Here is a 17330-nt window from a genome sequence, read left to right on the forward strand (position 1 = left end):
AGATCAGATAATCCCCTGCTTCTTCAGCTCCTCAATCTTCCCCGCGTCGTAGCCGAGCTTGCCACCAAGCACCTCCTGGGTGTGCTCGCCGAGCAGCGGCGGGGCGCGATACGTCTCGATCGGGGTCTCCGAGAAGGTCAGCGCGTTGCGGATCAGCGACAGATTTGGCTCGAAGGGATGGTCGACCTTCACGCGCATGCCGCGCGACTGAACGTGCGGATCGGAAAACACCTGCTCGAAATTGTTGATCGGCCCGGACGGCACGCCGGCCTCCTCGAGCTTGTCCAGCCAATAGGCCACCGGCTTGGTCAGGAACAGGCCGGCGAAGATCGCCATGATCTCCTTGCCGTGCACGACGCGGTCGTTGTTCTTGACGAAGCGCTTGTCGTTGGCGAGATCGGGCTGGCCGAGCACGGCGCAGGTGCGCTGGAACTGGCCGTCATTGCCGACCACCAGCATCAATTCGCCGTCGGTGCAGCGGAACACGCCGGCCGGCATGCCGCCATTGCCCCAGGTGCCGCGGCGCGGCGGCGTCTTGCCGTTGACGAGGTAGATCTGCAGCCAGTGCGACAGCGAGGCGATGACGGTGTCGAACAGGCAGACGTCGATGTGCTGTCCCTGCCCGCCATTGGCGTCGCGATGGTAGAGCGCCGACAGAAGCCCGATCGAGGTGTTCATGCCGGTCATGTAGTCGACGATCGACGGGCCGACCTTCATCGGGCCTTCGCCGGGCTCACCGTCGATGTGGCCGGTGACGCTCATCAGGCCGCCCATCGCCTGCAGAATCGCGTCATAGCCGGCGCGTGGCGCATAGGGCCCGGTCTGGCCGAAGCCGGTCACCGAGCAATAAATGATCCTGGGGTTGATCGCCTTGATCGTCTCGTAGTCGAGGCCGTAGCGCTTGAGATCGCCGACCTTGTAATTCTCCATGAAGACGTCGACGTCTTTCGCAAGCTCGCGGATGATCGCCTGCCCCTCGGGCTTGGCGATGTTGACGGTGACCGACTTCTTGTTGCGGTTGGCGCAGAGATAGAACGAATTGTTGTTGTTGGCCTTGCCCTCGGGATCGGTCAGGTAAGGCGGGCCGAAGGCGCGCGCGTCGTCGCCGGTGCCGGGCCGCTCGATCTTGATCACGTCGGCGCCGAGATCGCCCAGCATCTGGGCCGACAAGGGCCCGGCGAGCACACGCGTGAGGTCAAGGATCTTGATGCCTGAGAGCGGCAAGGCCGACATGTCGATGTCCTCCGGGGAACTGGTATTGGCGCAGCGGCGAGAGCGCGGGCCGCGCTCCCTGCGGATACACCATTTTGGCGCCCCGAGCACTGCGCTCAAGGCATACGGCTATCCCCCGCCCCGCAGCAGAGGTAGCCCGCGACGCCCAATTCCGCGTTGCGAATATTATCCGGTCGGCCTCAGGTCGCGGCTGCCGCTGCCAAGTGCGGGCGTCGTCGGCCCAGCAGGATCAGGATCAGCACCGTCGCGCAGGAAAAGGCCAAAGTGAGCCCGAGCGCGCCGCGGCTGCCGAACTGGGTGAGCAGGCCGGCCAGCAGCGGCGGCGAGATCGCGGACGCCAGATTGAGCGGCAGTGCGATCATCGACATTGCCTTGGCGAATTCGGCCTGATCGTAGAAGACCAGCGGGATCGTCGCCCGCGCTACCGCCATCGCGCCGCTGCCGGCACCATAGAGCAGAATGAAGGTCGCGACCGCCCAGGTCGCCCCCTCGCTCAGCATCAGCAGCGCCATGGCGACGGGCAGCGCGGTGCCGGCGACCAGCCCGGTCGTGATGCCGTCCCACCGGCCACCGCCGAGGAAATCGAGGCCGCGGGCGCTGACCTGGATCACGCCGAGCATCGAGCCAAATGCGAGCGCCTGCGCCGGCGCAAGGCCCTCCGCCCGCAACAGCTCGATCAGGATGGCACCGATGCCGAAATTGACGAAGGCATTCATCGTGATCACGCAGACGACGAGACCGAAGGTGCTTCTTGGAATCGCGGGCGGCGGCGTAGCCCTGACGGCCTCGCCACCATCGTCCGTCGCAATTTTCCGGCGCGGTGCGACAAACGCATAGAGCGGAAGGTTGATGGCGAGCAGCATCGCCGCATAGACGAGACAGGTCCCGCGCCAGCCGAGCCAGGCGCTGAGGAACGACGTGGTCGGCCAGAAGATGCTGCTGGAGAGACCCGTCACCAGCATCAGCCCGCCGATCGCGTTCTTGGCGCCCCGTCCGGCGACCTCGTTCAGCATGATATAGGCGCCGGTCGACAAGGTGGCGCTGCCGCCCATGCCGAGAACGACCCAGCCGGCGAAATAGAGCACCGGGTCCCGCGCGAAGAACAGGACGATGTAGCCCGGCACGGAGACAACAGTGCCCACCATCATCACCTTGCGGGCGCCGTGCCGCGCAAAGGCCTTGGCGAGCCAGGGCGCGCACAGGCCCATGGTGACATAGAGGACCGAGCTGCCCGCAAACACCGCGGGCAGGCTCAGGCCGAGATCGGCCCCGAGGTCGCGACCGACCACGGCCGGAAGGCCGATCGTACCCCATCCTATGAGTTGGGTGATTGCCAGCACCAGCAGGACTCCGATGAGCCTGCTGTCAGATTTCAAGAACCGCATTCCACTCGTCGCCTGCCCGGCAGGCGCCGATCACGCCTGGAGCTTTGTCTTACCCGGAGACTCAGCTGACGGGAATGTCGGTTCCGAATGGCAGAAGGCAGCCAGAAGCATGTCAGGAAGAGGCAGTAGCCCTATCCCGCGAGCCCGAGCAGGGACCGCGCCTCGGCCGCGGTCGCAACGCGCCGGCCGTGGCGCGTGACAGCCTCGGCGGCGATAGCCACGAGCTCCGCGTTGCTGGCGGCCAGGCGCGTCTTGTCGACCCTGATATTGTCCTCGAGCCCGGTGCGAGCCGCGTCGGCGCCACGCTTGAGTGCCCAGTCCATGACCTCTGCCTGATGGCGTCCGATGCCGGCCGCGGTCCAGGTCGCCTGCGGGATCAGCCGCCTGAGCTCGCCCAGGAGGATGTCGAGGACATGCTCGTCGGCTGGCATCGCGTTCTTGACGCCCATGACGAATTGCACGTGCGGACGCGCGTCCATCAGCCCCGCCTCGATCAGGCGGCGCGCGCCATGCAGATGCGACAGATCGAAGATCTCGATCTCCGGGCGGATCCCATTCGTCTTCATGCCAGTGGCAAGAGTCTCGACCAGCGCCGCGCTGTTCTCATAGACGATCGTCGGAAAATTCACCGATCCCGTGGAGAGCGAGGCCATGTCCGGCTTCAGATAGAGCGACGATCCACGCGCCGAAGGGTCGCGGCCGCGCCCGCCGGTCGAGAACTGCACGATCATGCCAGGACAATGCTTCCTGATCCCCTGCTGCACCAGGGCAAAGCGCTCGGGATCGGAGGACGGCGTCTCATCATCGTTTCGAACATGGATGTGCGCAAGCGTGGCGCCGGATTCGAAGGCTTGTTGCGTCGATTCAATCTGTTCGGACGGCAGGATCGGCACCGCCGGATTGTCCTTCTTGCGCGGAACGGAGCCGGTGATAGCGACAGCAACGACGACGGGGTTCATCCCTTGACCTCATGATGATCGCGCTCGCGCGCACAAAGTTCGAACAAGTACATAAAGCGTGAAGCCCTGCCGCTGCAAACACGATCGATTGCAGCGGCATTGCCTTCAGTCGTTTCTATCAGGTCGGAATCGCGGCCGCACCCCTCGCCGCCTCCGCGCGCTGCCGATCGTAATCGGCCCGCGCCATTGGAACGGCCTTGGGATTGCCGAGATCGTCGATACTGACCCGATAGGTCTCACGAGCCGTGACGGCCGCCAGCGCCGCAATCACCGTGATGCCGAAGGCGATCGCCCCGACCGTCAAGGGAATGTTGGCGGAGCCGGGAGGCGCCACGGTCGCAAACAGGGCCGGGAGCAACGCGGTGATGGTCGTGCCAATGTTCTGCGAGATCGCCATTGCCGACACACGGGTGCGTGTCGGAAACAGCTCCGGATAGAAGCTCGGGAAGATCGCGTTGTAGCCCTGATAGACCACGCCCCACATCAACAGCGACAGCAGGATCGCCAGCGGCACGTTCTTGATGCTGATGGCATAGAGATAGCCGAACGCGAGCAGACCGGAGAGCAACGCGCCCACGATGATCGGAGGCTTGCGGCCGACCTTGTCGGAGAGATTGCCGACGAAGGGAATGACGAACACGGCCAGCATGTTTCCCAGCACCGGGATCCAGAGATAGACGTCCTTGGCAAAGCCGATGCCGTAGGCCGGCTGCACCGCATAGGCCGCGCCGAAGATGGTCGCAACGACCGGAATGACGTTCATCAGCGCCATGCAGATGACCCTGACCATGTCGCGCCAGCTCAGCTTGATGGCCTGAACAATGGGCGCGCGCGGCGTTTCACCGCGCTCGCCTTCGCGGGCAAAGGCAGGCGTCTCGTCGACTTCGCGACGAATGATGTAGCCGGCGACAATGACGAAGAAGCTGAGCAGGAAGGGAATCCGCCAGCCCCAGCTATTGAAGGCCTCGTTCGGCATATAGGCCGCCAGCGGCAGGAAGACGGCTGCCGCGAGAATTTGCCCAGCCTGCACACCCTGAAGGGCGAAGCTCGCATAGAAGCCGCGCCGACCGAACGGCGCGTGCTCCAAAATCATCGAGCTTGCGCCGGAGATTTCGCCGGCCACGGCAAATCCCTGGATGAGACGCAGGATGACCAGCAGGATCGGCGCGAGGATGCCGACCTGCTGATAGGTCGGCAGGATTCCCACCGCCATGGTCGAGATGCCCATCAGGAACATGCAGACGATGAGAACGGTCTTGCGGCCGTGGGTGTCGCCCCAATGTCCGAGGACGAAGGCGCCGATCGGACGAGCCACATAGCCGACGCCATAGGTCGCAAGAGAAGCGACGATGGCGACGGTAGGATTCTCCGACGGGAAGAAGATCTGCGGGAAGATCAGCGACGCGGCGGTCGCGTAGATGAAGAAGTCATAATATTCGAGAGCCGACCCGATCCAGCCGCTCGCAGCGGCCTTCCTGGACTGACTCATCTGATGGATCGCGGTCATCTCAAAATTCCTCCACATTGATTTTTGGGGTCCCTTGGCGGGCTTCTTGGAGAAATTGGGCAGCATTTTTCGCGCGCTCTGCGGACTCTCCGCAAGCGTCTGTCACTGCCGATCACTGTCTGGTTGGACGCGACAGTAGGCTTTCGCCGGGCTAACACAATTACCCAGTTATGCGATAAACCTAACATGATGTTATTTTAGCCGGAGCGGCACTCCGGGCAGCCATTATGCGCGCAGACCTTTGGCTCCCGCACCCCACCGCGGAGAATCAATCGCAGTACGTCGGGGCAGGTTGATCGAATGGATGGTGCTAGCTGCCTAGCGCATTCTCTCCCGCTTCGCGGCCGGGCACGCTGACATGCACCTCATGTCCCTGGCGAAGTGCCAGCGAGGCGGCTGCGACCGCCGATTCAAATGCCGATTCCTTGGTGGCGTATTTGCCGTTGACGTTGCCGTCGTGCAGCACGCCCCACTCGTCCTGGACCGGTACGATCGCGTATTGGGCAAGGCCCATCATCCCTCTCCTATCGTTGCGTCACTTGCGGATGCGCCGCCGTCACCCGCCACACCGTGTTGCCGCTGTCGTCGGCGACCAGCAGCGCGCCGGTCTTGTCGACGGCGACGCCGACCGGGCGTCCGCGTGCCTGGTTGTCACTGTTGAGGAAGCCGGTGACGACGTCCTGTGCCGGCCCGCTCGGCTTGCCCTCGTTGAAGGGCACAAACACCACCTTGTAGCCGTTGAGCACCTGCCGATTCCAGCTGCCGTGCTCGCCGACAAAGGCGCCCTTGCGATAATCACTCGGCAGGCTGGTACCGGTGGAGAAGGCCATTCCGAGCGGCGCGACATGAGAGCTCAACGCATAGTCGGGCGCGATCGCCTTGGCGACCAAATCCGGCCGCTGCGGCTTGACGCGGGGATCGACGTGCTGGCCGTAGTAGCTGTAAGGCCAGCCGTAGAAGGCGCCGTCCTTCACCGAGGTCATGTAGTCGGGCACGAGATCGGGCCCAAGCTCGTCGCGCTCGTTCACCACGGTCCACAGCGCGCCGCTCTGCGGCTCGAAACTGAGGCCGTTCGGATTGCGCAGGCCACTGGCAAAAATGCGCCAGCGGCCACTGGCGCGATCGACCTCGAGAATGTTGGCGCGATTGTGCTCGGCCTCCATTCCGTTCTCGGTGATATTGCTGTTGGAGCCGACGCCGGCATAGAGCTTCGAGCCATCCGGGCTTGCGACCAGGCTTTTGGTCCAGTGATGATCGATCGGGCCGCCCGGCAGCGGCGTCAGCTCCGTGCCTGGCGCGGTGATCTTGGTGTCACCCTCCGTATAAGGATATCTGACGATCGCATCGGTATTGGCGACATAGAGATCGTTGCCGACCAGTGCGACGCCGAACGGCGAGTTGAGATGGTCGAGGAAGACGCTCTGCGTATCCGGCACGCCATCACCGTTGGTGTCGCGCAACAGCGTAATGCGGTTGCTCTCGCCGGTATCGCCGCCGGAGGTCGCCCAGGACTCGATGAAGCCCATCACGATCTCCTTGGGTCGCTTGATCGCGGCGGCCTTCGGCGCCTTGGATTCCACCACCAGCACGTCGCCATTGGGCAACACATAAAGCGAGCGCGGGTGCTGCAAGCCGGTTGCGAACGCCTTGGCCTGCAGACCCTGCGCGACTGTCGGCGTCTCGTCCTTCTTCCAGCCGACAATGCGGGCGATGTGCATGGGCGGCAGCAGGTATTGCTGGATATCGGGCAGCTTCGGATTGGCGCCGATCTGCGCCTTGGGATCGCCGCTGCCGTCATCACAGCCGGCGAGACACAAAAGCGAACAGCACAACAGCGCGCGGGTAAGCTTGGACATCATCGCGCAACTCCTACGCCGTGGCGATAGACCATTGCCCAGCCGAGCCAGCCGGTCACCGGCAGGATCAGAACGGTGAGCACAGAAAGAACAAGGCCCCACGGCCACACCGAGGTCCAGGCATCACGGGTGTGGATAGCCGCATTAATGATCGCGAGAATCATCGCCACGACGTTGCCGATCAGATGAGGCCAGGCAGGTGCTTGCGAGCGGATCAAGCGATTGCCGAGAAAGTCGGTGAGGCCCGCGATCGCGGCCAGCACGCCGAAGATGACGCCGACAACCAGAAGCCAGGCGGAGAAATTCGCCCACATGATCTCGGCGGAAACGAGATAGGCGATGTCGGTCAGCAGCGCCCCGATGAAGCACGCGATCGGGATCGGCACCAGCATCGGATGAATGGGATGGCCCGCGATTTGCGCGGTGGAGCGCACGCGCACAGCTTCTTGCACGGTTGACCTCGTGTGTTACCCACCCGATCGGCCAACTCGTGCTGGGAGCGATGGTTCCTACGATTGCGCGGGGATGATCATGGCGGCCTGGTACGCCGCATAGGCTTTCTTCAAGCCATCGTGAAGCGACGTCGTCGCGCGCCAGCCGAGCTTTTCCAGACGGCCGATATCGAGCAGCTTGCGCGGCGTGCCGTCGGGGCGCGAGGTGTCGTAAGTGATCTCGCCGCGATAGCCGACGATCTCGGCGACCACGCGGGCGAACTCGGAGATCGCGATGTCCTCGCCGGTGCCGATGTTGATCAGGTCCGCGCCGGAATATGACTTCATCAGATGCACGCAAGCGTCCGCCATGTCGTCGACATAGAGGAACTCGCGCCGCGGCGTGCCGGTGCCCCAGACCACGACGCTCTTCGCGCCCGCTACTTTCGCCTCGTGAAAGCGGCGGATCAGCGCGGCGACGACGTGGCTCAGCTCGGGGTGATAATTATCGCCGGGGCCGTAGAGATTGGTCGGCATCACGCTGATGAAGTCAGAGCCATACTGGCTGCGATAGGCCTCCGCCATCTTGATGCCGGCGATCTTGGCAATGGCGTAAGGCTCGTTGGTCAGCTCCAGCGCGCCGGTCAGCACGGAATCCTCGCGCAGAGGCTGCGGTGCGAGCCTCGGATAGATGCAGGACGAGCCGAGGAACATCAGCTTTTCAGCGTGGTTTTGATGGGCGGCCTGAATCACGTTCGCGGCGATCGCGATGTTGTCGTAGATGAATTCGGCACGCAGCGTGTTGTTGGCGACGATGCCGCCGACTTTTGCTGCGGCGAGGAAGATCACCTGCGGCCGCACCTTCGCGAACCAGTCGAACACCGCGGCCTGGTTGCAGAGATCGACCTCACGCCGGTCCACCGTGACAAGCTTGACATCCTCGCGCGCCAGCCGGCGTACTAGCGCGGCACCGACCATGCCGCGATGGCCGGCGACGTAGACGCTTTTGCCCTTCAGCTCAAACGGTGCGCTTGCCATTTGCAATGTCCCGTTTGGCCTCGGCCAGATCGCTGGCCACCATCTCCTCGACGAGCTGCGCAAAGGTCCGCTTCGGTTTCCAGCCGAGCACTTTTAGCGCCTTGCTGGCGTCGCCGATGAGCAGATCGACCTCGGTCGGACGGAAGTAGGTCGGATCGATCTTCACCACCGTCTTGCCGCTCTTGGCATCGATGCCGGTCTCGTCGACGCCTGCGCCGCGCCATTCGACGCGACGGCCGACCTGCGCAAAGGACAGCTCGACCATCTCGCGCACCGAGCGCGTCTCGCCGGTGGCGAGCACGAAATCGTCGGGCTTGTCGGCCTGCAGGATCATGTGCATGCCTTCGATATAATCCCTGGCGTGGCCCCAGTCGCGCTTGGCCTCGAGATTGCCGAGATAGAGCGTCTCCTCGAGACCGACTTCGATGCGCGCCACGCCGCGCGTGATCTTGCGCGTGACGAAGGTCTCGCCGCGGATCGGGCTCTCATGATTGAACAGGATGCCGTTCGAGGCAAACATGCCGTAGGCTTCGCGGTAGTTCACGGTGATCCAGTAGCCGTAGAGCTTTGCGACCCCGTAAGGCGAGCGCGGATAGAACGGCGTCGTCTCCTTCTGCGGGATCTCCTGCACCAGGCCGTAGAGCTCGGACGTCGAGGCCTGGTAGAACCGCGTCTCCTTCTCCATGCCGAGGATGCGGATCGCTTCCAGGAGGCGCAGCACGCCGATGGCGTCGGCGTTGGCGGTGTATTCGGGGCTTTCGAAGCTGACGGCGACGTGGCTTTGGGCGGCAAGATTGTAGATCTCGGTCGGCCGGATCTGCTGCACCAGGCGGATCAGATTGGTCGAATCCGTCATGTCGCCGTAATGCATCAGGAACGGCACGTTGCCGACATGCGGATCCTGGTAGAGATGGTCGACGCGTGCGGTGTTGAAGGAGGACGAGCGCCGCTTGATGCCGTGCACGACATAGCCGAGCGACAGCAGATGTTCGGCAAGATAGGCGCCGTCCTGGCCGGTCACGCCGGTGATGAGAGCGACCCGCTCAGCCATATCCGCAACTGCTCCCAAAATGCCCCGGCGGGACGCCGGCTTCCAGCTCAGTCCGAAACCCGTCCCTCTCTCTGACATATCGTTCGCCGGGGTCAACCCACTACCGCGCTACACCGTTCTTTTTTCGAGGATTTTGGCTCGGGGGACCGAGGACACGGCCGCCGATTCAAGGGAGACCTTGAGAAGCTGGTAACACTTGTGTGGTGAGATTTTCCCGCATGATTTGACGGGTTTTGAGGTTCAGGTGACGTTCCGGGAAACAGCAGCAGGCACCGAACGGCGCGAGTCCAGTCCGCGCCCCTTTTCCCGTGAGCACGGAGATATCCAGGCCGCGGTCGTGAACCTCGTCGACGGTCTGGCCCCCATCGTCCCCGTCGCGCGTCAGGTGGATGTCGCGCGCGAGATCGCAAGCGTGATCGCGCGCCTCCCGAGCACGATGGGTAACAACATGTTTCTGCGCCAGAGCATCATTCGCCGCGGCACCGCGACGACCGATCATGTGATCGACGGATTGGCGGCCTGGGTCACCGTCCTGTTCGACCTTGCCAATCTGCAGCAGGATCGCGACAGGGCGATTGGCTGTGAGGCCAGGATCCCGAAAAAGGCGCTCAATCGTCTCGCGCGGGCGCTTTCGAAATCCCGCAATGGCTGCATCATTGCCGTGCCCCACATCGGCAGTCTCGAACTGTTCGCGGCCCACCTCAGGGATCGCGGCTTCAACGTCGGCTTCGTCTATTCGATCGGACGCCAGCCAACGCCGACCGAACGCTGGATCTCAGCGGGGCGGAGCGCGACCGCGGCCACGCCGATTGCGTTTGCAAGACGCAACACCGGAGCCGAGATCTCCAGGGTGCTTCAGAACAACGGCGTCGTCTTCATGGTGGTGGACGTCTACCCCAGCGCCAAATACGCCGGCATCACCGTCAAGACCCACGATTCCGACTTCCGCTATCCACCCGGACCGGCGCGCTATGCCCGGACCGGCACGCTGGTTCTGCCCGGCTTTGCCTCACGCCGCGACGCCGCAGGCTTTTCGATGAACATCCTCGCTCCGATCGAGTACCGGACCTGGATGCCCGCGCAGGCGGCCGCGTCCGAGTTCACACAAGAGATCGCGACCCACGTCGATGGCTTCACAGCAGAGCAGCCCGCGGCCTATTGGCTCTGGCACCCGATCCCCAATGATCCCTATCTCGCGATCGCGCAGCGCCAGCGCCCGGATCTCCTGACCGCGATGGCGCCTGAAGATGACGAGGCCGTCGCTCGGGCGGTGGAAGCAGCGCACGCCAAATGGGCGGCATCTGATATTGCCGATGCCATCCGCTGGACAGAGGCTCCACCGCTTGCATCGTCCGCTCTCACGGAAGGTGTATCGGCTGACTGACGGGCCGTAGAATCCCATGAGCCGGCCGCTGGTCGCCATCCTCGCCTGCGCCGCCCTCGAGGCATCAGGCATTGCGCTGATCTTTCCGACGCTGCCAAATCTGCTGCGCGCCATGGCCAGCACCGACAACGTGTCGGCGCTCTACGGGACGCTGCTGGCGCTGCACGCACTCACGCAATTCGTCGTCACGCCGGTGCTCGGCGTCCTGTCGGACCGGCTCGGCCGCCGGCCGGTGCTGCTGCTCGCCGTTGCCGGCTCGACCATCGACTATCTGGTCATGGCCTTCACGCCCTATTTGTGGCTCCTGTTCGTCAGCCGCACCATCGCCGGTCTGACGGCAGCCGGCGTGGCGATGATCACCGCGACCATCGCGGACATCACGCCGGAGGCGATGCGCGCCCGCCGCTTCGGCCTGTTCCACGCCTGCTTCGGCGCCGGCTTCGTCATCGGTCCTGTCATCGGCGGCATGCTCGGCGACATCTCGCTGCGCGCCCCGTTTCTTGCCGCTGCCGCGCTGAGCAGCGCGAACGTCCTGATTGCGCTGTTCGTTCTCCCGGAGACGCACCGGACCGAGCGCAAGCCGTTCGAATGGCGGACGCTGGACCCGTTCGCCCCGCTGCGCTGGGCGATGACCTTTCGCACCCTGATCCCGCTGCTGCTCGTGTTTCTTCTCGTCAGTCTCGTCGGCCAGACCTACAGCACGGTCTGGGTGCTCTTCGTCACGGATCGCTTCCACTGGACCGCGACCGATATCGGCATTTCGCTCGGCATCTTCGGCGCACTGGTCGCCCTGGTGCAGGCCTTCGCCATTGCGCCGCTGACAGGATGGCTCGGCGAACGCGGCACGCTGCTTCTCGGCATCTCCTGCGAGGCCATCGCCCTCGTCGTGCTCGCCTTCGCGCAAGCGAGCTGGATCGCGTTCGCGCTGATCCCGCTGATCGCGTTCGGCGGCATCAGCGCGCCCGCACTGCGCGCGCTCCAGTCGAGGGCCGTCGATGGCGAACGCCAGGGCCAATTGCAAGGCGTTGTCGCAAGCTTCGTCAGCCTCGCCGCCATCTTCGGCCCGCTCGTCTTCGGCGGGATTTACGCCCTGTCGCGGCCAGGCTGGACCGGGCTCGTGTGGCTCATGGGCGCCGCGATTTTCGCCGTTGCGGTGCCAATGGCGCTGACGGTGCCGAAGATCGCGGGCCAGCGAGGGTAAGTGGGCGGCGATCTTGCCAGAAGATCACCGCCCCTTGCAGCCCGTGCTACTGCGAGCGGTCCGAGGTCCAGCCCTTGTACTCCGCGATATTGTCGCGGGTCACGAGCTTCGACGGCAGCAGCTCGACGGTCGAGGCCGGCTTCTGCCCGTTGAGAATGCCGACGCCGAGCTGCACGGCGCGCCGCGCCATGAAGAACGGGTCCTGCGACGCTGACGCCTGAATCTGCGGCGACGCCGGATCCTTCAGCGATGCCTCGATATCCGGCGCGCCGTCGACAGCGGTGATGATGATGCCGCTGCGGTTCTGCTGGCGCGCCGCAAGGTCGGTGCCGATCGCTTGCGGATCGTTGATGGCGAAGATGGCGTCGATCTTGGGGAAGCGCGTCAGATAACCTTGCGCGACCGTGAGGCCGCCCTCGCGCGAGCCCTTCGCGTCCTGGTCGCTGGACAACACCTTGATCCCCGCATTCTTCGAGAAGACGTTCTTGCAGCCGGTGACGCGGTCGATCACGGCGGAGACCTGCGGCCCATTCTCGATGATGACATCGCCCTTGCCGCCCAGCTTGTCGACGATGTACTGGCAGGAAATCTCGCCGGCCTGGACGTTGTTCGTGGTCACGGTGGCATCGGCGCCTTCGGCCGCGGTGTCGACCGCGACGACGACGATACCCGCCGCCTGCGCCTTCTTGATCGCCGGCCCGATCGCCTTGGGATCGCCGGGGTTCAACAGGATCAGGTCGACGCCGGCGGCGATGAAATTGTCGATCTGGGTAACCTGCTTGCCGAGGTCGTATTCGAAGCCGACGGTGGTGATCTTCACATTGGGGTTGGCCTTCTTGGCCTCGAACTCGGCGCCCTTCGACAGCGCGACGAAGAACGGGTTGCCCATCGAACCGAGCGAAACGCCGATCGACTTGAGCTCCTTGGCAGAGGACGGCGCGGTGGTCAGGGCAAGCGCCATCGCGGCGCCGGCGAGCATGGTCATCTTCAACATTGGCTTCCTCCCTGGTCTGTCCTTAATCCGGCACGGCAGACCAGTTGCCGTAACGGAATCTCGTATCACGCAGCGCGCATTCATGTGCGCTCGGAGCCTTTTAGGTTCTCGCAGAGCCTTGCAGCCGATAGCGATCCAGCGCGACGGCGCCGATGATCACCAGACCCTTGATCACATATTGCCAGATGTCGGAGACGCCCGTGAGGATCAGGCCATTCGAGAGCACGGCGATGATCAGCGCGCCGACCAGCGTCCCCCAGATCGAGCCGATGCCGCCGACAAAGGACGTACCGCCGAGAATGACTGCGGTGATGGCGTCGAGCTCGTAGCTTTGCCCGAGCTGCAGACCGTTTGCCGCGTAGAGCCTCGCTGCCTGCATGGCGCCGCCCAACCCGGCCAACAATCCCGACACGCCATAGACGAAGATCACGACGGCCCAGACCTTGATGCCGGCAAGCCGTGCCGCACTCTCATTGCCGCCCACCGCATAGATATGCACGCCGAGCACGGTCCGGCGCAGCACGAGCCACGACGCCAGGATGACGAGCAGAGCGATCACCGAGAGCCATGGGATCGACGCCACGCCGGGCACGAGCGTCAGCGATCCGTTGCCGATGAACGCGTAGGGAATGGATGGATTGAACACCGTCGTGTCGGCGCCGAGCAGCCGCGCCAGACCGCGCACGGCAGTCAGCGAGCCCAGCGTGACGATGAAGGGTGGCAAGCGCAGCAGCGCGATCAGCGCGCCATTGACGATTCCGAAGCCGAGGCCGGTGAGAACCGCGGCCGGCAGCCACAGTGCGCTCAGCTCGGGCAGTTTGGACATCGTCAGGCCCGCCATCGCCGATGCCGCCAGGATCGAGCCGACCGAGAGATCGATGCCGCCGGTGAGAATGACGAAGGTCATGCCAGCGGCCAGCACGGTATTGACGGCGGCCTGTTGCAGGACGATGCCGAGATTTTGGCCGGTGAAGAATCGGCCCTCCGACAAATAGTGAAAGCCGACGCAGAGCAGCAGCAGTACCGGCAGCATGCCGGCTGCGCGGATCAGAAGCCTGATGCGCTGTCGCTTGGTCTCCTGCGCGGCGGCCAGGCCGTTTGCCGTGGCGGCCCTCGCCGGTGTCGATCCGTTGTCAGGCATCGAGATGCTCCGTCCCCGTGGCGAGGGCCATGATGTCTTCCTGAGTCAAAGGCGCCGTCTCGGTTCGCCTGACCTCGCCCGCGATATGCCCCGACCGCATCACGAGGACGCGATCACAGATACCGATGATTTCAGGCAGATCGGACGAAATGACGAGGATCGCGGTGCCGGTCTTGGCGAGATTGTCGATGATGGAATAGATCTCCGACTTGGCGCCGACGTCAACGCCGCGCGTCGGCTCGTCGAGGATCAGCACCTTCGGCGCAATGGCGAGCAGCCGCGACAACAGCACCTTTTGCTGGTTGCCGCCGGACAAGCCACCCGCGGGGACACCAACATTAGCGGCGCGGATGCTGAGCCCCGTGAAGGCCCTGTCGGCACGCTCGCGCGCCTTGTCGCGATCCAGGAAACAGCCGAGCTTGGCATCGCGTCCGAGCACGGCGAGATTGATGTTGTCCAGACACGACATGTCCAGGAACAGGCCAAGCGCCTTCCTGTCTTCCGTCAGATAGGCGATGCCGGCCTCGAGCGCTTCGCCGGGCGTGCGGATGTCGACTGGCTGGCCTTCGAGCTCGAGACGGCCCGAAATTTTGGGCGCCGCGCCGATGATGAGATGCGCAAGCTCGGTCCGGCCAGCGCCGATCAGGCCGGCAAGCCCCACCACCTCGCCCGCATGCACGGTAAGCGAGCAACCCTTGACGCGCAGCCCGTCGGCCATGTCGCTAGCGCTGAGCACGGGGTGCCCCTTCCCGGCCTCGGGATCATGATCCTTCTTGTAGAAGGAGGAGACGTCGCGCCCGACCATCATGCGAACGATGGCGTCGGCGCGGATGTCCTGCTTGTCGAGCGAGCCGACCAGGCGGCCGTCGCGCAGCACGGTGACACGGTCACCAAGCGCATAGACCTCGTCCATGCGGTGCGAGATGTAAATGATGGCAAGCCCCTCGGCACGGAGCTGACGGATCAGCGCAAACAGCCGCTCGCTTTCGCCGGCTGACAGCGCGGTGGTCGGCTCGTCCATGATCAGGATTTTCGAGCGCGCGTGCAGCGCACGCGCGATCTCGACCAGCTGGCGCTGTCCCATGGAGAGATGCGCGACCAATGTCGACGGCAGGAAGTCCGCCCCCAGCCGCTCCAGGATCGGGCCGACGCCCTCGCGCATGGTGCCGCGCGCCAGCAAACCTGAACGCGAGATCTCGCGGCCGAGATAAATATTCTCCGCAACGCTCAGATTGGGGGCCAAAGACAGTTCCTGATAGATGATCGAGATGCCCGCGGCACGGCCGCCAAGCGGGCCTTCGATGCGCGCCGGCTTGCCCTCGATGCGGATCTCGCCGCCGGGATCGGGCCGGTAGGCACCCGACAGGATTTTCATCAGGGTCGATTTGCCGGCACCGTTCTCGCCCATCAAGGCATGGATTTCGCCGGCGTAGACGGTCAGGTCGACCGTGCGCAGCGCCTTGATGCCGAAGAAGGATTTTGAAACTCCCCGCATCTCGAGGATCGGATCGTTCATCGTGCCTCCCGGCGCACAATGCGTTTTCTGTCCGCATCTCGTTTTGTAAGCGCGGTTCACCCATTAAACAAAAGGCCGTCGCGCAGGGCAACAGCGAACAGGCAGAAATGCGGACCAGACGCGAAGTTAGTGGCGCGGCCGATACAGTTGGCGCCAGGCGGGAAGCCGCTCGGCATAGGATTCGACCAGCGCGCGATCGGGTTCGAAAGTCTCGACGCGTTGCGGAGGCGTGCAGACGGTTTCGATTGCCTCGCCGGTGACAGCAAGCCGCCCCAATCTCGCCGCACCGAACGCCGCGCCGGTTTCACCGTCGGCAAAGCGATGGATCGGAACATTGAGAACATTGGCCAGCACCGACAGCCAGAACCGGGACCGCGAACCGCCGCCGATGACATCGGCTTCGGTCACCGCAATGCCGGCATCAGCGAGCGCGTCCCGGCAATCGGCGAGCGCGAAGGCGACGCCCTCGAGCACGGCCTGCACGATCGCCGCGCGGTCGGTGCCGTGGCTCAAGCCATCGAGCATGCCGCGCACGACGGGGTCGTCATGCGGTGTCCGCTCGCCGGCGAGATAAGGCAGGAAGCTCACGGGAGACGGCGCCTGCGGGCGCGCCCCCAGTGGCGCCAGCAGCTCGGTTTCAGGGACGCCGAACAGCCGCGCGGCCCAGGCCAGACACGAGGCCGCCGAGAGGATCGCGCCGGCCTGGATCCACATTCCAGGGATGGCATGGCAGAACGTGTGGACCACGCGATCCGGGTTGGCGGCGATGTGGCTGGTCGGCGCCAGCAAGGCGCCTGAGGTTCCCAGCGAGATGAACGCGGTTCCGGGCCTGATTGCGCCGATGCCGATGGCACCCGCCGGATTGTCGCCAGCGCCGCCCGCGATCATCGGGCACCTCGGCATGCCCCAGCGCTGCGCCAGTTCGCTGCGCAATGTGACTGCCGGCGCGCACCCCTCGACCAGGCGCGGCATGTGCGCGCGCGACAGGCCGGTCGCAGCCAGCGCCGCATCCGACCAGTCCCGGCCCGCCGCGTCGAGCCACAGCGATCCCGACGCGTCCGAGACATCCTCGATCGCCTCGCCTGATAGTACCAGCCGCAGATAGGCCTTCGGCATCAGGACGCGGGTCGTCGCCGCAAAAATCTCGGGCTCGTGCGCGGCGATCCAGAGCAGTTTTGGCGCGGTGAATCCGGGCATCGCCTTGTTACCCGTGATCGCACGCAATTCGGGCCAGCGCTGCTCCAGGATGCGGCACTCCGCGGCGGAGCGTCCGTCGTTCCAGAGAATGCAAGGCCGCAACGGCTTTTCGCTCGCATCAAGCAGCGTGGCGCCATGCATCTGGCCGGACAGCCCGATGCCTTCGACCGCTGCCAGCTCTTTTCCGTGCGACGCCTTCAGGGCGTCCAGCGTCGCAAAGGTCGCCTCGAGCCACTGCGCGGGATCCTGCTCGAAATAGCCCGGCTGCGGCGATGCAATCGTCAAGGCCCGGCTCTCGCTCGCAATCACGCGCTGCGCGCCGTCGACGAGAACGGTCTTGACCGCCGAGGTGCCGAGATCGATGCCGAGATACATGGCTGCTTACAATTGCTGACGTCGGTCTGCTGACGGCGCCGCGGCGTCGGATCGTCCAATCA

General features: G+C 64.5%; 15 protein-coding genes. 2 read left to right on the top strand and 13 right to left on the bottom strand.

Features of this window, described 5'->3' with window-relative positions; translation table 11 throughout:
- Positions 1-3: 3 nt before the first annotated feature.
- The 9 genes from V1280_RS10685 to gmd all read right to left on the bottom strand — a co-directional run bounded on the left by V1280_RS10685 (position 4) and on the right by gmd (position 9460).
- On the bottom strand, positions 4-1233 hold the full coding sequence (locus V1280_RS10685; RefSeq protein WP_334522798.1) for a CaiB/BaiF CoA transferase family protein: 1230 nt from the start codon (positions 1231-1233) through the stop codon (positions 4-6).
- Between the two features lie 179 nt (positions 1234-1412).
- The gene (locus tag V1280_RS10690; protein ID WP_334522800.1) at positions 1413-2618 is read right to left on the bottom strand and encodes an MFS transporter; all 1206 of its coding nucleotides are present in this window, start codon (positions 2616-2618) and stop codon (positions 1413-1415) included.
- 131 nt (positions 2619-2749) lie between these two features.
- A complete protein-coding gene (locus V1280_RS10695; RefSeq protein ID WP_334522803.1) occupies positions 2750-3577 on the bottom strand; it encodes a 3-keto-5-aminohexanoate cleavage protein in 828 nt (275 codons plus the stop codon).
- 118 nt (positions 3578-3695) lie between these two features.
- Positions 3696-5084 (bottom strand): MFS transporter, encoded by a 1389-nt coding sequence (locus tag V1280_RS10700; RefSeq protein ID WP_334522806.1) that lies wholly within the window; start codon positions 5082-5084, stop codon positions 3696-3698.
- A 310-nt stretch (positions 5085-5394) separates the two neighbouring features.
- Positions 5395-5598, bottom strand: a complete 204-nt coding sequence (locus V1280_RS10705) for a hypothetical protein (protein ID WP_041748230.1) — start codon at positions 5596-5598, stop codon at positions 5395-5397.
- Between the two features lie 10 nt (positions 5599-5608).
- The gene (locus V1280_RS10710) at positions 5609-6943 is read right to left on the bottom strand and encodes a PQQ-dependent sugar dehydrogenase (RefSeq protein WP_334522809.1); all 1335 of its coding nucleotides are present in this window, start codon (positions 6941-6943) and stop codon (positions 5609-5611) included.
- On the bottom strand, positions 6940-7392 hold the full coding sequence (locus tag V1280_RS10715) for a DUF2231 domain-containing protein (RefSeq protein ID WP_334522812.1): 453 nt from the start codon (positions 7390-7392) through the stop codon (positions 6940-6942). The genes V1280_RS10710 and V1280_RS10715 overlap by 4 nt, the downstream gene beginning before the upstream one ends.
- A gap of 57 nt (positions 7393-7449) precedes the next feature.
- Positions 7450-8409 (bottom strand): GDP-L-fucose synthase, encoded by a 960-nt coding sequence (gene fcl, locus V1280_RS10720; protein ID WP_334522815.1) that lies wholly within the window; start codon positions 8407-8409, stop codon positions 7450-7452.
- Complete coding sequence (gene gmd / locus V1280_RS10725) at positions 8390-9460, bottom strand: GDP-mannose 4,6-dehydratase (RefSeq protein WP_334522818.1); 1071 nt, start codon at positions 9458-9460, stop codon at positions 8390-8392. The genes fcl and gmd overlap by 20 nt, the downstream gene beginning before the upstream one ends.
- 337 nt (positions 9461-9797) lie before the next feature.
- On the opposite strand from gmd, the gene V1280_RS10730 reads away from it, so the two are divergent.
- Both V1280_RS10730 and V1280_RS10735 read left to right on the top strand, forming a co-directional pair.
- Entirely contained in the window at positions 9798-10844 is a 1047-nt protein-coding gene (locus V1280_RS10730) for a lysophospholipid acyltransferase family protein (protein WP_334522821.1), read from the top strand.
- Positions 10845-10860: 16 nt separating this feature from the next.
- A complete protein-coding gene (locus V1280_RS10735; protein WP_334522824.1) occupies positions 10861-12045 on the top strand; it encodes a TCR/Tet family MFS transporter in 1185 nt (394 codons plus the stop codon).
- Positions 12046-12091: 46 nt separating this feature from the next.
- Here the strand turns inward: V1280_RS10735 and V1280_RS10740 are convergent, their stop codons facing one another.
- From V1280_RS10740 to xylB, 4 genes are all read right to left on the bottom strand, one after another.
- Complete coding sequence (locus V1280_RS10740) at positions 12092-13039, bottom strand: ABC transporter substrate-binding protein (RefSeq protein ID WP_334522827.1); 948 nt, start codon at positions 13037-13039, stop codon at positions 12092-12094.
- Positions 13040-13139: 100 nt separating this feature from the next.
- Positions 13140-14180, bottom strand: coding sequence for an ABC transporter permease subunit (locus V1280_RS10745; RefSeq protein ID WP_334522830.1), 1041 nt, complete (start codon positions 14178-14180; stop codon positions 13140-13142).
- Positions 14173-15696 carry a sugar ABC transporter ATP-binding protein gene (locus tag V1280_RS10750; RefSeq protein ID WP_334522833.1) on the bottom strand — a complete coding sequence of 508 codons (1524 nt, stop codon included), beginning with the start codon at positions 15694-15696 and terminating at the stop codon, positions 14173-14175. The genes V1280_RS10745 and V1280_RS10750 overlap by 8 nt, the downstream gene beginning before the upstream one ends.
- A gap of 126 nt (positions 15697-15822) precedes the next feature.
- Positions 15823-17268 carry a xylulokinase gene (gene xylB / locus V1280_RS10755; RefSeq protein ID WP_334522836.1) on the bottom strand — a complete coding sequence of 482 codons (1446 nt, stop codon included), beginning with the start codon at positions 17266-17268 and terminating at the stop codon, positions 15823-15825.
- Positions 17269-17330 lie beyond the last annotated feature (62 nt).

This window comes from Bradyrhizobium sp. AZCC 2230 (assembly GCF_036924495.1).
GTDB lineage: Bacteria > Pseudomonadota > Alphaproteobacteria > Rhizobiales > Xanthobacteraceae > Bradyrhizobium > Bradyrhizobium rifense.